The 15,965-nt window shown below is 72.9% G+C and carries 15 protein-coding genes; 5 read left to right on the plus strand and 10 right to left on the minus strand.

Going from position 1 to position 15,965, the window contains the following annotated elements; genetic code table 11:
• Positions 1-26: 26 nt before the first annotated feature.
• Positions 27-473: an Lrp/AsnC family transcriptional regulator gene (locus tag AB0M92_RS18490; protein ID WP_366103253.1), complete on the minus strand. Its 447-nt coding sequence runs from the start codon at positions 471-473 to the stop codon at positions 27-29.
• A 94-nt stretch (positions 474-567) separates the two neighbouring features.
• On the opposite strand from AB0M92_RS18490, the gene AB0M92_RS18495 reads away from it, so the two are divergent.
• Positions 568-1,113: a rhodanese-like domain-containing protein gene (locus AB0M92_RS18495; RefSeq protein WP_366103254.1), complete on the plus strand. Its 546-nt coding sequence runs from the start codon at positions 568-570 to the stop codon at positions 1,111-1,113.
• A gap of 105 nt (positions 1,114-1,218) precedes the next feature.
• On the opposite strand, the gene AB0M92_RS18500 is transcribed toward AB0M92_RS18495, so the two are convergent.
• The 4 genes from AB0M92_RS18500 to AB0M92_RS18515 all read right to left on the minus strand — a co-directional run bounded on the left by AB0M92_RS18500 (position 1,219) and on the right by AB0M92_RS18515 (position 7,405).
• On the minus strand, positions 1,219-2,964 hold the full coding sequence (locus AB0M92_RS18500) for a DUF885 domain-containing protein (protein WP_366103255.1): 1,746 nt from the start codon (positions 2,962-2,964) through the stop codon (positions 1,219-1,221).
• Positions 2,965-3,161: 197 nt separating this feature from the next.
• Complete coding sequence (locus AB0M92_RS18505) at positions 3,162-4,628, minus strand: GNAT family N-acetyltransferase (protein WP_366103256.1); 1,467 nt, start codon at positions 4,626-4,628, stop codon at positions 3,162-3,164.
• 223 nt (positions 4,629-4,851) lie between these two features.
• Positions 4,852-6,438: an alkaline phosphatase D family protein gene (locus AB0M92_RS18510; RefSeq protein ID WP_366103257.1), complete on the minus strand. Its 1,587-nt coding sequence runs from the start codon at positions 6,436-6,438 to the stop codon at positions 4,852-4,854.
• A 115-nt stretch (positions 6,439-6,553) separates the two neighbouring features.
• Positions 6,554-7,405 carry an alpha/beta fold hydrolase gene (locus AB0M92_RS18515; RefSeq protein WP_366103258.1) on the minus strand — a complete coding sequence of 284 codons (852 nt, stop codon included), beginning with the start codon at positions 7,403-7,405 and terminating at the stop codon, positions 6,554-6,556.
• 296 nt (positions 7,406-7,701) lie between these two features.
• Here AB0M92_RS18515 and AB0M92_RS18520 point away from each other — a divergent pair, with 296 nt between their 5' ends.
• Complete coding sequence (locus tag AB0M92_RS18520) at positions 7,702-8,478, plus strand: GntR family transcriptional regulator (RefSeq protein ID WP_366103259.1); 777 nt, start codon at positions 7,702-7,704, stop codon at positions 8,476-8,478.
• 103 nt (positions 8,479-8,581) lie between these two features.
• Here the strand turns inward: AB0M92_RS18520 and AB0M92_RS18525 are convergent, their stop codons facing one another.
• From AB0M92_RS18525 to AB0M92_RS18535, 3 genes are all read right to left on the minus strand, one after another.
• Complete coding sequence (locus AB0M92_RS18525) at positions 8,582-9,739, minus strand: ROK family transcriptional regulator (protein WP_048476853.1); 1,158 nt, start codon at positions 9,737-9,739, stop codon at positions 8,582-8,584.
• Between the two features lie 100 nt (positions 9,740-9,839).
• Positions 9,840-10,490: a response regulator transcription factor gene (locus tag AB0M92_RS18530; RefSeq protein WP_366103260.1), complete on the minus strand. Its 651-nt coding sequence runs from the start codon at positions 10,488-10,490 to the stop codon at positions 9,840-9,842.
• Positions 10,491-10,494: 4 nt separating this feature from the next.
• Positions 10,495-11,670 (minus strand): histidine kinase, encoded by a 1,176-nt coding sequence (locus AB0M92_RS18535; protein WP_366103261.1) that lies wholly within the window; start codon positions 11,668-11,670, stop codon positions 10,495-10,497.
• Positions 11,671-11,778: 108 nt separating this feature from the next.
• Between AB0M92_RS18535 and AB0M92_RS18540 the strand changes: the two genes are divergently transcribed.
• Genes AB0M92_RS18540 through AB0M92_RS18550 form a run of 3 tightly spaced genes read left to right on the plus strand, consistent with a single transcriptional unit; the run spans position 11,779 to position 13,944 of the window.
• Complete coding sequence (locus AB0M92_RS18540; RefSeq protein ID WP_366103263.1) at positions 11,779-12,690, plus strand: ATP-binding cassette domain-containing protein; 912 nt, start codon at positions 11,779-11,781, stop codon at positions 12,688-12,690.
• A gap of 29 nt (positions 12,691-12,719) precedes the next feature.
• Positions 12,720-13,469 carry an ABC transporter permease gene (locus AB0M92_RS18545; protein WP_366103265.1) on the plus strand — a complete coding sequence of 250 codons (750 nt, stop codon included), beginning with the start codon at positions 12,720-12,722 and terminating at the stop codon, positions 13,467-13,469.
• A 40-nt stretch (positions 13,470-13,509) separates the two neighbouring features.
• The gene (locus AB0M92_RS18550; protein ID WP_366103266.1) at positions 13,510-13,944 is read left to right on the plus strand and encodes a hypothetical protein; all 435 of its coding nucleotides are present in this window, start codon (positions 13,510-13,512) and stop codon (positions 13,942-13,944) included.
• Here the strand turns inward: AB0M92_RS18550 and mug are convergent.
• Both mug and purB read right to left on the minus strand, forming a co-directional pair.
• A complete protein-coding gene (mug, locus tag AB0M92_RS18555; protein ID WP_366103461.1) occupies positions 13,941-14,492 on the minus strand; it encodes a G/U mismatch-specific DNA glycosylase in 552 nt (183 codons plus the stop codon). The two genes, AB0M92_RS18550 and mug, sit on opposite strands and share 4 nt — an antisense overlap.
• Positions 14,489-15,922 (minus strand): adenylosuccinate lyase, encoded by a 1,434-nt coding sequence (gene purB, locus AB0M92_RS18560; protein WP_366103267.1) that lies wholly within the window; start codon positions 15,920-15,922, stop codon positions 14,489-14,491. The genes mug and purB overlap by 4 nt, the downstream gene beginning before the upstream one ends.
• Positions 15,923-15,965 lie beyond the last annotated feature (43 nt).

The following is a 15,965-nucleotide window of genomic DNA, read 5'->3' on the forward strand; positions in this document are numbered from 1 at the left end:
GAGCCCCGGTTCCCGCGACGCGGGATTCACGGGCTCAGCGGGCGCCGGGACAGGGGGGAGGAGTACACGATGCTCGTGGTGACGGAGCCGAGGCCCGAGATCCGGCCCGCGACCTCCTCCAGGTGGCCCATCGAGCGGGTGGCGACCTTGAGCACGAAGCAGTCGTCGCCCGTGACGTGGTGGGCCTCCAGGATCTCCGGGGTCGCCTCCAGCAGGTCGTGGAAGGGCTTGTAGTTGCCGTGCGGATAGCGCAGCCGGACCAGCGCCAGGATGGACTTGCCCAGCTTCTCCGGGTCGACCACGGCGGTGTACCCGGTGATCACGCCGGCCTCTTCCAGGCGGCGCACCCGTTCGGTGACCGCGCTCGCGGACATCGAGACGGTGCGCGCGAGGTCGGCGAAGCTCGCCCGGCCGTCCTCCTGGAGGGCCGTCAGGATGCGCCAGTCGGTGGCGTCAGGGGAATAGTCGGTCATGATGCAGATGTACCAGGGGAATCCCCGGCCGAACAAGGGGAAGGCCGGGGAAAGGCGCTTCCCGAGATGATCAGGGGCTCGTAGATTCAAAGCCATGACGACGACACGGAACACCACCGCCCCGGCCCACACCGCCCCCGCCACCACCGCCCCGGCTTCCGCCGCGAACCCCGTGCTCCGGGTGCCTCCGGCCGCGCCGGCCGCGGCCGCCGCCTACTTCGCCGCGAGCCTCGCCTTCCACGCGGACGTGTCCGATGTCGCCGCCGCTTTCAAGGCCCACCGCGAGCAGGGCTCCGAGCTCGGCTTCCAGCTGCTCGACTCCCGCTCGACCCCGGCCTGGGACCAGGCCCACGTGCCGGGTGCGGTCCACCTGCCGACCGCCCTCATCCCGGAACAGGCCGAGCGGCTGCTCGACAAGAGCCTTCCGGTGGTCACGTACTGCTGGGGCCCCGGCTGCAACGGAGCCACCCGCTCCGCCCTCGCCCTTGCCCAGCTCGGTTTCCAGGTCAAGGAGATGCTCGGCGGCATCGAGTACTGGATCCGCGAGGGCTTCGAGGTCGAGACCTGGCAGGGCAGCGAGCGGCGCACCGCGGCGGACCCGCTGACCGCGCCGACCGACTCCGACGACTGCGGCTGCTGAGGGACGCCCGCGCGCCGGGAACGCCGTACGGGCCGCCCACTCCCTCGTGAGGGTGCGGGCGGCCCGTACGCGACCGCGGTCGGTCAGAGGAGCGACCGCGCTCGGTCAGAGCTTCGACAGCTCGTCCACCAGGTCGTCCAGGCCCAGCGAGCCCTGCGACAGCGCCGCCATGTGCCACGCCTTCAGATCGAAGGAGTCGCCGTGCGCGGCGCGGGCGTTGTCCCGGCCGAGCAGCCAGGCCCGCTCGCCCAGCTTGTAGCCGATCGCCTGGCCCGGCATCGACAGGTAGCGGGTCACCTCGCTCTCGATGAAGTCCGCCGGCCGGCCGCTGTGCAGGCCGAAGAACTCCTGGGCCAGTTCCACCGTCCAGCGCTCGCCCGGGTGGAACGGCGAATCCGCCGGGATGTCCAGACCCAGGTGCATGCCGATGTCCACGATGACGCGGGCGGCGCGCATCATCTGGCAGTCCAGGTAGCCCAGCCGCTGCTCGGCGTCCTTGAGGTAGCCGAGCTCGTCCATCAGCCGCTCGGCGTACAGCGCCCAGCCCTCGACGTTGGCGCTGACGAGGCCGACGCTCGCCTGGTAGCGGGAGAGCCGGTCGGCGACGTGCGCCCACTGCGCGAGCTGGAGGTGGTGGCCCGGAACGCCCTCGTGGTACCAGGTGGAGACCAGGTCGTACACCGGGAAGCGGGTCTGGCCCATCGTCGGCAGCCAGGTGCGCCCCGGACGGGAGAAGTCCTCCGAGGGGTTCGTGTAGTACGGGGCCGCCGCGCCGCCCGGCGGGGCGATCATGGATTCCACCCGCTTCACGCGCTCGGCGAGCTCGAAGTGGGTGCCGTCGAGGTTCTCGATGGCCTCGTCCATGATGCCCTGCAGCCAGGCCTGGACCTCCTCGACGCCCTCGATGTGGGTGCCGTGTTCGTCGAGGTGCTTGAGCGCTTCCCAGGGACCTGCGCCCGGCAGGATCTTGGCGGCTTCCGCGTTCATCTCGGCGAGCAGCCGGTGGTATTCCGACCAGCCGTAGGCGTACGCCTCGTCCAGGTCCAGGTCCGTGCCGTTGAAGTACCGGGACCAGCGGGCGTAGCGCTCGCGGCCCACCGGGTCCGGCGCGTCGGCGACGGCGGGCGCGTACACGTCGCGCATCCAGTCGCGCAGTTCGGCGACGGCCGCGGTGGCTCCGGCGGCCGCTTCTTCCAGTCCGGTGCGCAGCGCTTGCGGGCCGTGGGAGGCGAGTTCGCCGAAGAAGGCCTCGCCGCGGCCCTCGCCCTCACCGTCCTCGCTCTCACTGCCCTCGCCCTCGCCGTCTTCGCCCGCCCAGGTGGTGAGCTGGTCGATGAAGGTGGCCGTGGCGCGCGGGCCCCCGTACAGGCCGCGGTCCAGGCCGAGTGCGAGGCTTTCGCGGTAGCCGGCGAGGGCGGCGGGGACCGCGCGCAGCCGCTCGGCGATGGCGGTCCAGTCCTCGTCCGTGTCGGACGGGGTCAAGGTGAAGACGTCGCGGACGGCGTGGGCGGGCGAGTGGATGTTGCTGACGGAGCGCAGGTCCTCGTCCGCCTCGTACACCGCCAGTTCGGCGTTGAGGCGCTCGCGCAGCAGCCGGCCGCAGCGGCGCTCGGCGTCGCTGTCGGCGCCGGGCAGCCGCTCGGCGGCGTCGAGGCGGGCGAGGGTGGAACGGGACAGGTCGGCGGCGGCCGCACGGCCGGCCGGCGAGAAGTCCGGGAGTCGGCTGGAGCACGCCGCGACACCGAGATAGGTGCCCGAGATCGGATCGATGGCAATGAGGTCGTCGACATAGGCGTCGGCGACCTGGCGGGGCAGCCGGGAGGCGCTGTCGCTGCGAAGGGTCTCTGACATGCGGCCATCTTCGTACGGAGGACGGCCCCGCGTCATCACCGTTCGCTGTCAGCCTCCTGACGTGCACGGGAGCGGCGGAGCCTGCCCCCCGCTCCCGTGCGGTCGGCGGCCGGGCGCCGGTGTCGGCCGGGTGTGGCGGTGCCGGTCCGGAGCCGGGTCCACAGCGGATGCCGTGCCGGGATCCCGCCGCGCGCGGTTCAGCGGGAGCGCTGCTGCCCGTACGGCTGCTGCCCGTGAGGCTGCTGCCCGTACGGCTGCTGCGCGCGCGGGAGCTCGTACGCGGCGCCGGAGACGGCCGGGGTCGTGTCCAGCCGGGCCGTGATCACAAGGGTGCCGTCCTCGATCTGGTAGTCGAGGGGGAGGCCGAGGCCGCGCATGGCCGCGACCATGCCGGTGTTGGAGGACTGGGTGACGGCGTACACGCTGTCGCAACCGGTCTCGGTGGCCATCGCGATGAGGCGGCCCAGCAGTTCGGAGCCGATGCCGCGGCGCTGCCAGTCGTCCTCGATCAGGAGCGCGACCTCGGTCTCGTCCCCGTCCCACAGCAGGTGGCCGAGGGCGACGAGCTTGCCGGACGCGGTGGTGGCGGCCAGCGTACGGCCGAACCGGGGGCTCAGCAGGTGGCCGAGGTAGCGGTCGGCGTCGGCGACGGGACCGTGGTACCGCAGACCCAGGGTGCGATCGGAGCAGCGGTCGTGCATCGCGCGGGCGGCGGCGAGGTCGGAGCCGTCGGCGCGGCGCACCGTGATCTCGTTGCCCTCGGGCAGGGTCAGCACGTCCTGGCTGCGCGGGACGCGCGGGCCGAGCCGGGCGTCGAGCTCGACGAGGGCGCGGGCCCGGGCGAACTCGGTCGGGGTGAACGGCAGGTACGGGCGCTCGACGGTGATGGCGCCCCCGGAGGGGTCGCGCAGCCGCATCACCGTCGCCTCCAGGACGCCCTCGACCGGGGCGTCGGCGCCCGCGTTGGGGCGGCCGGAGAGGGTGGTGGCCGGGATCGAGTGGATGGTGCAGCGGCCGAGCAGCTGGCGCAGCGCCAGCGGCAGCTCGGCGGCGTCCAGGGCGGTGCGGGTGGCCAGGCCCAGGACGCGGGTCGGGGTGTCGACGAGATCGTGGGCGTCGGCGCGTTCGATCCAGGTGCTGTGGCCGCCGGCTCCGGCGACGGCGCGCGAGAGTTCGGCGGAGGTCAGCAGGTGCGGGGAGCGCAGCAGGAACTCGTCGACGGTGCCGCCCTCGGGGAGCGGGTGGGTCTGGAGGGTCAGGACGTCGACCCGGTGGTGGGCGAGCGCGCCGCAGATCGCGGCCAGGCTGCCGGGCTCGTCCCGTACGGTCGTCCGCATCCGCCACAGCGAGGTGGTGGGGGCGGTGGCGCTCTCGGGCGCGGACGCTGCCGGATCGGCGCCCGCGGCCGGATCGGAGGGCGCCGCGCTCGGCGGCGGTGCATGGCTGTTGTGGCGGCGCGCCCACCAGGTGTGGAAGGCCGTCGTGACGAGCAGCGCGACGGCCGAGGCGATGAGCAGGACCGGGCCGTCGGGGCCGTGCGCGACGAGATTGGCGATGCCGTCGGCGACCGCGACGGCGCAGAACAGTGCGGCCAGTTCGACGAGGTCGCGGCGCCAGTGGTGGCGGTGGTGGCGCTGGGCGGGGACGTGGTTGCGTTCAGTCATGCATGCCACTGTGACGCAGGGGTGTTGCGTGATCACGAACGATCTGTGTCCGCCTGGTTAAGTATCCATCTGGCCGATTTCGCCCGGTTCTTCGAACGGGGTGCAGGCATCCGGAATCCGCGGCGGCGGGCCGGGGGAGCCGGAGCCGGGGCGCCGGAACCTCCCCGGCTCCGGCGCCGGCCGCCCGCGGACGCGGCTCTCCCGGGCTCCGGACCTGGGGTCGCTACTGACCCACGCGTCCGGGCTGGAGCGAGGTGGTGAACAGGACGCCGCCTCCCTGGCGGCGCAACCGGACGGTGAGCTCCCCGGATTCGCCGTCGATCTCGACCTCCCCGTAGTACGGGGGGTTCTCGGACGGTGACATGTTGGCGACCGGGGCCGACTGGACGTACGCGGTCTCGGGGCCGAAGGTGGCGTCGAGCTTCCCGGCGGGGAACCCGCCCGCGCCGACGGGGCCGGAGACGAACTCCCAGAACGGCGCGAAGTCGGTGAAGGCGGCCCGCTCGGGGGCGTAGTGGTTCGCGGCCGTGTAGTGGACGTCGGCGGTGAGCCAGAGGGTGCCGGTGATGCGCTGGTGCTTGATGTGGCGCAGGAGTTCGGCGATCTGGAGCTCGCGGCCGAGCGGGGCGCCCGGGTCGCCCTGGGCGACGGCCTCGAAGTTCTCGGTCCCGTCGGGGACGACGATGCCCAGCGGCATGTCGGCGGCGATGACCTTCCACGTGGCGCGGGAGCGCGACAGCTCGCGCTTGAGCCAGGCCAGCTGCTCCCGGCCCAGGATGCCGACCGGGTCCGTTGTCTGGCGGCCGGGGGAGTTGGCGTCGCGGTAGGTGCGCATGTCGAGGACGAACACGTCGAGCAGCGGCCCGTACCGCATCACCCGGTACATGCGGCCCTCGGCGCGGCCGCCGCGGAGGTCGGTGACCGGGAAGTACTCGCCGAAGGCGCGGCGGGCGCGGCCGGCGAGGGTGTCGACGTCGCGCACGGTGTAGCGGGGGTCGTCGATCACCTGGCCGGGGTACCAGTTGTTGCGCACCTCGTGGTCGTCCCACTGGGCGAGGACCGGTACCTGGGCGTTGAAGTCGCGGAGGTTGTGATCGAGCAGGTTGTAGCGGAAGTTCCCGCGGAACTCGTCGAGGGTCTCGGCGACCTTCGCCTTCTCCTCGGTGGTGATGTTGCGCCAGATGCTGCCGTCGTGCAGCGGGACGGAGGCCTGGATCGGCCCGTCGGCGTAGATGGTGTCCCCGCTGAAGAGGAAGAAATCGGGGTCGCGCCGGCGCATCTCGTCGAACACGCGGTAGCCGCCGAGGTCGGGGTTGATGCCCCAGCCCTGTCCCGCGAGGTCTCCGGACCACAGGAAGCGCACGTCGTGGCGGCGGGAGACGGGGGTGGTCCGGAAGGTGCCGCGGACCGGCTCGCCCGTGCGGCGCGGGTCGTCCGGGTCGGCCAGGACCACCCGGTAGTGGATCTGCTGCCCGGGCGGGAGGTCGCGCAGGGTCGCGGTGCCGGTGAAGTCTGTGGCGGGGCCGAGGAAGGGGCCGCCGTGCCGCCGGACGCCGTAGCGGAACGATTCGCTCGGGGAGGTCTCGACGTACATCCGCGCGGGGCGGTCGGCGCGCGTCCAGACGGTGGCCGAGTGCGCGGTGATCTCACCGGACTGGGTGCCCCACGGCGCGCTCGGGCGCCCGGAGCGGGTGAACGCCGCGGCGGTGGTGGGCGCGGCGAACGCGGGCGCGGCGAGCGCGCCGGACAGGGCAAGGCCCACCGGAACGGCGAGTGAACCGCCGAGCAGGGACCGTCGGGTGTGCGGCATCGGTGCCATCGGAGCGTCTCCAGGGGCCGGCGGGGACGGGTCGGACCAGTGTGCCGTCGCACACGGGCCCGCCCGCGTCGCCCAACCGAACCGTGGATGAACAGCCGTCAGCCGCTCAGGCCGAATGGCCGGTTGTGGCGCGCACCGTGTCCAGAACCACGCGGCAGACCAGCGCCGGGTCGTCGTTCATCGGTACGTGGCCGCAGCCGCGGAGCCGGACCAGGCGGGCGTCCGGCACCGTGTGCTTGGCGCGTACGCCCTGGCGGGGCAGGAGCAGGCGGTCGCGGGAGCCCCAGGCGATGGTGACCGGCAGGCCGGGCACGTCCGAGGTGAACCGTACGGAGCGGCCCGCGGCCAGCGTCTCCTCGAAGCCGGTGGCGTCGCGCAGGGCGAGGGTCTCGGCGACCACGGCCTCCGGGGAACGGCGGGCCGGGTGCGCGTAGATGGTGCCCGTGAGCGCGGCCCGGCCGGCGGCGCTGCGCGAGAGCCGTTCCAGGGTGGAAGGGGGCAGCGTGAGGGCGCCGACGCGCATCGCGCGCAGGGTGGCGAAGGCGTACTTGCGCTCGGCCTCGGTCCAGAACCCGGCGGGGGAGAGCGCGGTGACCGAGCGGACGAGGCCGCTCCGGCCCATCTCCAGGGCGAGGAGTCCGCCGAGGGAGTTGCCGACGACGTGCGGGCGCTCGACACCGAGGGCCGCGCAGAGCGCGCCGAGAGCCGGGACGAAGGTGCCGAGGTCGTACGGGACCCCCTGGGGCAGCGGCCCCGAGGCGCCGAAGCCGGGCAGGTCGACGGCGATCACGTCGTGCTCGGCGGCCAGGATGTCGGTCACCGGGTGCCAGGCCTGGAGGTGGTGGCCGATGCCGTGCAGCAGGAGGAGCGGTGTGCCCGCGCCCTTGCGCTCGTAGGCGACGGTGGCGGTGCGGGGGCCCAGCGGCGATTCGATCGGGAAGGAGACCGTGGCGGTCATGCTGCTCCTCGTCGGGTGGACGCGTGTGAGACAGGTTGTCAGTAATGACTACCGCCATGATTACCGCCCGGTAGCCCGGCGGGACAAGCCTCCGGCGCGTGTCGCGGTGAGCGAGAACATCGCGTGAACGGCTTGATACGTATGCCCGATCTGCCCGGTAAAGGGGTGAGGATTGGTCTTGACCAAGGGGGTGTGCCGTCCTATCGTCGCAGGGATAGTGCAGGAACCTTTAATAAACAAAGGCGCGGAACTGCCGCTGGAACACGGCGATTGCAGCGATGGCAGGAGGACTCAGGGTGGGGACCACGCAGCTCGAAACGGTGCCGGAGCCTAAGTACTGGCACCTCAAGACCGTCCTCAGCGAAGCGCTCGACCAGGACTTCGCGGTGGGTGAGATCCTGCCGAACGAGCGTGAGCTCGCCGCCCGCTTCGGAGTCGCCCGCGCGACCCTGCGACAGGCCCTGGAGCAGCTCGAACTCGAAGGGCGGCTGCAGCGCCGCCGCGGGGTCGGCACCACCGTGGCACCGCCGCGGGTCGGCGTCGCCGTCGGCAGCGCGGGGCAGGGCTGGCCCGGCGAGAGCGTCGACGGCTGGGAGCTCGTGGACGCGGACGGGACCGCTGCCGCTGCCGCTCTGCCGTCCGCCGCCGTCCTGAAGCTGCTGGGTGGCGCCGCCGCCGACCAGCCCGTGCACATCGTGCGCCGGACCAGGGTCTCCCACGGGCAGGCCGTCGCCGCCGAGCTGCTGTACGTCCCGGCCGCTTCCGTGCCCGGCCTCTCCGCCATCGACGACCCGGCCGGAACCGCCCGCGCCCGGGCGGTGCTGCGCGAGCTCCAGCGGCTCGCCCTGGACGGGCAGGACCGCTCGGTGGAGCTCGGCTCGGCGCGCGCCGACGACGCCAAGGAACTGGACCGGCTGCCGGGTGCGCCGGTGCTCGTGGTCACGACCCGGTACTTCACCGCCGCGGGGACGGCGGCCGTCTCGGTGGCCACGTACCGCGCCGACACCTGCCGCCTGACCTTCGCAGACTCGGGCGACGTGGAGATAACGCACGAAGCCCGCGTCGCCTCCTGATCCGGCGTCCCCGCCGGCTCCTGCGTCCCCGCCGGGCTCTTCGAGGGCCCCCTCCCGGCCCACCCGCCGGGAGCGGGCCGTATCGCTTCCCCGCCGCGGCGGTTCAGCGGCGGCGGGTCGTGACCGTCTTCTCCACCGCGAAGAGCTCTTCCTCCACGTGGTCCAGCGCCAGGCGCAGGGCTCCGGTGGCCACCGCGGCTTCGCCCAGCAGTGACTGCGCCACCCTCGGGGGGCGCAGGCAGTAGCGCTCCAGTTCCCGGCGCAGGGGATCCAGGACCCCGTCCAGGCCGGCCGCCCAGCCGCCGACCACGACGAGCTCCGGATCCATGGCCAGGACCAGCGCCGCCACGTCGTGCACCAGCCGCTGGATGAAGCGCTCCACCGCGGCCACGGCCCGCTCGTCGCCCCGGCGGGCCATCGTGAACACCTCGGCCACCGCCTGCTCGTCCAGCGGGTGCAGCGGTTCGCCGGTCGTGGACAGCAGCTTCTCGGGCGTCACGTCGCGGCCCAGCAGGTGCAGGGCGCCGATCTCACCGGCCGCCCCGCCGTACCCGCGGTGCAGTCGGCCTCCGATCAAGGAGCCCGCGCCGGGGCTGAGCCCCGCCATCACGAACACCATGTCGTCGGTGTCCTGGGCGGCGCCCTTCCAGTGCTCGGCGACCGCGGCCGCGTTGGCGTCGTTCTCCACCTGCACCGGGCAGCGGAACGAGCGCCGCAGCCGCTCCCCGAGCGGCAGGCCCGTCCAGCCCGGCAGGGCCGTGCCCAGGCGCACGGTGCCGTCCGCCTCCACGATCCCGGGGCTGCCGACGCCGACCGCCCGCAGGGAGTCCCGCGGTACCCCGGCCCGGCGCAGCAGGTCGGCCACGGCCGCCCGCACCCGCTCCAGCCGCTCGTCGGCGGACGCCGTCTCGGCGACTTCCTTGGTGCCGGCGCCGATGACCCGCCCGTCCAGCCCGGAGAGCAGCACGGCGACCCGGTGCGAGCCGATCTCGATGCCGAGCAGATGCCCCGCCTCGGCCCGGAAGCGGTAGCGCCTGGCCGGCCGGCCCTGGCGCCGCGCACCCTCCTCCGCGCCGGCCTCGACGACGAGCCCGGTCCCGATCAGCCCCTCGACCACGCCCTCGACGGTCGGCCGGGACAGCCCGGTCACCCGGGTGAGGTCGGTGAGGGTCGGCGATCCGGCCGCCCGCAGCGCACGCAGCACCACGGCCGAATTGATCCGCCGGAGCAGAGAGGGGTCCCCGCCGGTCAGCTGCCCCAACGTGTGTCCTCCCAGCTAGCGAGCTTGTCTGCCGGATCGTACTGTGCGCCGGGGGGCGCTGCGAGACGCAGCCCCCCATCGGCCGGAACCGGCTTCTCCCTCAGGCCGGGGCGACGAAGCCCGACTCGTACGCCGTGATCACCGCCTGGGTCCGGTCCCGCGCTCCCAGCTTGCCCAGAATCGCGCTCACATGGGACTTCACCGTCTCCGTGCCGACGATCAGCTCCTTGGCGATCTCGACGTTCGTCAGCCCGCGCGTCATCAGCCTCAGCACGGCCTCCTCCCGCTCGGTGAGCGCCGCCCGCTCCAGCACCGCCCGCGCCTGCCGGTTCCCGTACTCGGCGGCCAGCGCCCGCACGGCCGCCGGGAACAGCAGCGTCTCGCCCTCGGCCACCAGCCGTACCGCGTGCACGATCTCGGAGGGGCGGGCCCGCTTCAGCAAGAACCCGTCCGCACCGGCCCGCAGTGCCTGGTACACGTACTCGTCGTTCTCGAACGTGGTCACCACGAGGATCTTCGGCGGGGAGTCCACGGTCCGCAGCACGGCCCGCGTCGCCTCGATCCCGTCGAGCAGCGGCATCCGTACGTCCATGGCCACCACGTCCGGCCTCAGCTGCCGCACGAGGGGGACCACGGAGGCCCCGTCGGCCGCCTCACCCACCACTTCGATGTCGGGCTGGGCATCCAGGACGGCACGCAGACCCGCGCGCACCAGGGGTTCGTCATCGACGAGCAGAACGGTAACCGGCATCCGGTCAGCGTATTCGTTCCAGCGGGAGCCGGGCGCGCACCCTCCAACTGCCCTCGAAGGGACCGGTCTCGGCCTCTCCGCCGAGCAGCGCGGCCCGCTCCCGCATCCCGCGCAGCCCGCTCCCGCCGCCGGGGCTGAAGGCGGGCTCCTCCGGCAGCGGGTTCGTGACCTCCATGTCCAGCCTGCCGACGGCCATCTCCACCCGGACCCGGACCGGTACCGGACCGCAGTGCCGCAGTACGTTCGTGAGCGCCTCTTGCAGGATCCGGTAGCCCTCCCGGGTGACCGGGCCCGGCAACTGCTCCAGCGGACCGATCAGTTGGGCGTCGACCTCCGAGCCCGAGGCCCGGGCCGACTCCAGCAGGCGGTCCGCCTCGGCCAGCGTCGGCCGCTGCGACACGGGCTGCGCCGACTCCCGCAGGACCAGCAGGACCCGTTCCAGGTCCTCCAGCGCGGCCCGGCCCGTCTCCTCGATCGCGCTCAGCGCCCGGTCGGTGAACTCGGGGTTGCCCGCGGCCCGGGCCGCCCCCGCCTGCACCACTGCCACCGTCAGGGCGTGCCCGATCGAGTCGTGCAGCTCCCGCGCGATGCGGGTGCGCTCCAACAGCTGCTCGGTGCGGGCTTCCAGGGCGGTGAGCCGCTCGGCGGCCGAAGGCCCCAGAAGTCGGCGCGCGATCGCGGTGACCAGCTCGCCCAGGAGCACCACTATGACGATGAGGAGGACCAACGGGACCGGAACGAGCAGAGCGGCGGCCCAACGCGGGGGAGCGAAAGGGATCATGAGGTCCGAACCGAGTGGATGCCCGAGCGCGGCCGCGATCAGTTCGACCGTGACCGTGGGGAGCCACACGGTCGCGGCCATGGCGGCGAGCGCGATGGCGAGCCGCGCTTCGAGCCACAGGAGGGTCCGCCAGCGGTCGCCCCACCGCGCCGACGGCGCGGCACTGATGCCGCTGTCGTGGGCGCCGCGATCGTGCGGTGTGAGCAGGAACTGTGCCTGAAGCCCCTCCGCCAGCCGCACCCACGGCACCAGGCCGAACGGTATGACGATGACCAACGGCATCCACGGCCACGCCGGCTCTATGAACATCCACAGGGCCAGCAGCAGCACGGGCACGCACAGATGCAACCAGCGTGAGTAGGTCACCGGTTGGAACGGGGCACGGAGCAGTCGGTACATGCCCCCATCGTGGCAGTGACCGGCCACGATGCGTCTCCCCCACGTGGGGGAGACGGCACCCTCGCATGGGGGAGGAAGGGGGGTGGGGCGGACGGCGAGCCTTGAGCCATGAACAGCATCGAGATCCGAGAACTGACCAAGGAATACGGCCGCACCACGGCCGTGGACCACCTCACCTTCGACGTCCTGCCGGGGCGGGTCACCGGATTCCTCGGCCCCAACGGCGCCGGCAAATCCACCACGATGCGTCTGCTGCTGGGCCTGGACCGCGTCACCTCCGGCACGGCCACCATCGGCGGGGCCCGGTTCACCGACTTCCCCGACCCGCTCCGCCGGGTCGGTGCACTCCTGGACGCCCAGGCGGCCCACGGCGGCCGCACCGCCCGTGACCACCTGCGCTTCCTGGCCGCCGCCAACCGCATTCCGGTGCGCCGGGCGGAAGAGGTGCTGGAGCAGGCGGGGATAGCCTCGGCGGCGAAGCGGCGGATCAAGACGTTCTCGCTCGGCATGCGCCAGCGGCTCGGCATAGCGGCCGCGCTGCTGGGGGATCCCGAGGTGTTGCTGTTGGACGAGCCCACCAACGGGCTCGACCCCGAAGGGATCATCTGGATCCGCGAGCTGATGCGGGGCCTCGCCGCCGAGGGCCGCACGGTGCTCGTCTCCAGCCATCTGATGTCCGAGACGGCGGCGCTGGCCGACCACCTGGTCGTGCTCGGGCAGGGCAGGCTGCTGGCCGACTCCTCGATGGAGGAGTTCATCGAGGCCCGCAGCACCCCGAAGGTGCGGCTGCGCACCTCGGATCCGATCCGGCTCCGGGCGGCCCTGGCCCGGGACGGCTTCGAGTTGGCGGCCGCCGACGGCGAGCGCTGGACCGTGGAGGGCATACGGGCCGAGCAGCTCGGCGGCATGGCCGCCCGCGAAGGCATCCCCGTGCTGGAACTCTCCGACGAGCGCGCCTCGCTGGAGCAGGCCTACCTCGACCTCACGGCCGATCACGCCCAGTTCGCCGCCACCCACTGACTTTCACCCAGACCCAAGGAGGCCTCGCCATGAGCGCCGCTCTGCCCACCGTCCCCGTCCTGCACTCCGAATGGATCAAGATACGGTCCCTGCGCGGCACGTTCGGGGCATTGATCGCCATGTTCGTGGCCACCGCCGGAATACAGGCGCTGGCGGCCGCCGCCATAGGCCAGGCGGAGGCAGGCGGCTTGGGGGAGGACCCACTGCTCGGAGCCTTCTACGGCATCAACTTCGGCCAGATAGCGGCGTTCACCTTCGGGGCGAGCGCGCTGGCCGCCGAGTTCCACAACGGCGCCCTGCGCACGACGCTGACCTCGGTGCCGAACCGGACGCGCTTCTACCTGTCGAAGATCGCCATGGTGGGTGCGCTCGCCTTCCTGGTGGGCCAGGTCACGGGACTGCTCACGTTCGTCCTGGGCCAGGCGTTCATGGGCCGGTACGCGCTGTCGCTCGGGGACCCGGGCACCCTTCGGGCCGTCTTCGGCAGTGGGGTGTACTTGACGCTCATGGCCCTGTTCGCGGCCGGACTGACGGCGGTGCTGCGCAGTGCGGCGATCGTGCTGAGCGTGCTCATACCCTTCGTCGTCATGGTGCCGTTCATCATCGGCCAGGCCGCGGGCGGTGTCGCCGAGTTCCTGCCGGACCAGGCGGGGCAGCTCGTCCTGCACATGGAGTCCACCGGTCGGCTCGGTCCCTGGAGCGGCCTCGGGGTGCTCGCGCTGTGGGCGGCGGCCGCGTTGGCCGGAGGCTGGCTGGCGGTGCGCCGGCGGGACGCGTGACGCCGGGCCAGTTGTCAGACCCCGGCGCGATACTGACGGCATGACCACGGCAGAGCATCTCGACACGATCGACCGGCTCCGGACGCGTGCCTTCCCCGACGTGCGGGGCAGGTCCGAAGTGGGCACCAGCGGGCCCGGCTACCACCTCGCCGAGCTGGGCGGCAGCCGGTGGTACGGGGACGAGGACGCGGCCGATCGCCTGGCGCACGAGGACCAGGAGGCCGCCGAGTTCGAGGCCCTGGCCCTGCGGCTGGAGGAGCGCTGGGGCAAGCCGGACCGGTTCACTCTCGACAGCCTGCGGCTGCGGACGCAGGCGCGCGAGGTGCCGCAGCCGTGGCAGGAGATCGGCGACACCAGCGACCACCTTCACCTCTGGCGGGTCGAGGACCGCTGGGTCGCCGTCTACGAGGCCCGGTGGGGCGCCGACCACTCACCGCAGCTCATGGCCGCGGTGACGGTGATCGACCCGCCCTAGGCGGTGTCCGGGGTCTGTTCGGCGGCCGTGCGGAGGCGGGCGTACTCCTGGGCCATGGACTCCGCGCTCCAGTGGGCGTTGAGGCCGCTGGGGTTGGGGAGTGCCCAGATTCGGGTGGAGCCGATGGTCCGGTCCTGGGGGCCGATCTGGGCCTTCCTCTCGCCGAAGGCCGTGCGGTAGGCGGTGACTCCGACGACCGCCAGCCACTGCGGGCGCAGCAGTTCCACCTTCGAGGTCAGGATGCGGCCGCCCTCGCGGAACTCCTCGGCGCTCAGCTCGTCGGCCCGGGCCGTGGCGCGGGCGACGACGTTGGTGATGCCGAGCCGGTAGGTCAGCAGCTCCTCCTGCTCCGCGGGGTCCAGGCGGCGCGGGGTGAAGCCGGACAGGTGCAGGACCGGCCAGAAGCGATTGCCGGGGCGGGCGAAGTGATGGCCCGTCGCGGCGGAGAGGAGACCGGGGTTGATCCCGCAGAACAGCACACGCAGACCGCCCGCGACCACGTCCGGGAGGACGCGGTCACGGGCGGCGCTCAGCTCCTCGGGGGTCAGAGGATCGACCCCGGCGCGTACCCGGCGGCCTCCGGGTGCTGCTTGGCGATCGCCTCGATACGAGAGACCACCGTGGCGACCTGGTCACCGGCCGCGCCCGTGAAGGACAGCTTGTCGGCCATCAGGGCGTCGAGCTGGGCCCGGTCCAGCGGCATCCGCTCGTCGGCGGCCAGCTTGTCCAGCAGCTCGTTGCGCTCGGCGCCCTGTTCGCGCATGGCGAGCGCGGAGGCCACCGCGTGCTCCTTGATGACCTCGTGGGCGGCCTCGCGGCCGACGCCCGCCCGCACCGCGCCCATCAGGACCTTGGTGGTCGCGAGGAACGGCAGGTAGCGGTCCAGCTCGCGGGCCACGACGGCCGGGAAGGCGCCGAACTCGTCGAGGACCGTCAGGAAGGTCTCCAGCAGGCCGTCGAACGCGAAGAACGCGTCGGGCAGGGCCACCCGGCGGACCACGGAGCAGGACACGTCGCCCTCGTTCCACTGGTCGCCGGCCAGCTCGCCGGTCATCGAGGCGTAGCCGCGCAGGATGACCATCAGGCCGTTGACGCGCTCGCAGGAGCGGGTGTTCATCTTGTGCGGCATCGCGGAGGAGCCGACCTGGCCGGGCTTGAAGCCCTCGGTGACCAGCTCGTGGCCGGCCATCAGGCGGATCGTCTTCGCGATCGACGAGGGGGCGGCCGCCAGCTGCACCAGGGCGGTGACCACGTCGTAGTCGAGCGAGCGGGGGTAGACCTGTCCGACGGAGGTGAAGGCCTGGGCGAAGCCGAGGTGGGCGGCGATCCGCTGCTCCAGGTCGGCCAGCTTCGCGGCGTCGCCGCCCAGCAGGTCGAGCATGTCCTGCGCGGTGCCGACCGGCCCCTTGATCCCGCGAAGCGGGTAGCGGCCGAGCAGGTCCTCCAGCCGGGCGTAGGCGACCAGCAGCTCGTCGGCCGCCGTCGCGAAGCGCTTGCCCAGGGTGGTCGCCTGCGCGGCGACGTTGTGGGAGCGGCCCGCCATGACCAGCTCGGCGTGCTCGCCGGCCAGCTTGCCCAGGCGGGCGAGGACGGCGACCGTGCGGTCGCGGGCCAGCTCCAGCGAGAGCCGGATCTGGAGCTGCTCGACGTTCTCGGTGAGGTCGCGCGAGGTCATGCCCTTGTGGACGTGCTCGTGGCCGGCGAGGGCGTTGAACTCCTCGATGCGGGCCTTCACGTCGTGCCGGGTGACCTTCTCGCGCTCGGCGATGGAGGCGAGGTCGACCGTTTCCAGGACGCGCTCGTAGTCGGCGAGGGCGGCGTCCGGGACCTCGATGCCGAGGTCCTTCTGGGCGCGGAGCACGGCGAGCCACAGCCGCCGCTCCAGCGTCACCTTGTACTCGGGGGACCACAGGACGGCGAGCTCCGCGGAGGCGTAGCGGCCGGCCAGGACATTGGGGATGCGGGGCTTGGCAGTCACGTGTAGGGATTCTACTTGGGCCGCGGCTGTGCGTTTACGCAGG

The sequence above is a fragment of the Streptomyces sp. NPDC051582 genome (assembly GCF_040681715.1).
GTDB lineage: Bacteria > Actinomycetota > Actinomycetes > Streptomycetales > Streptomycetaceae > Streptomyces.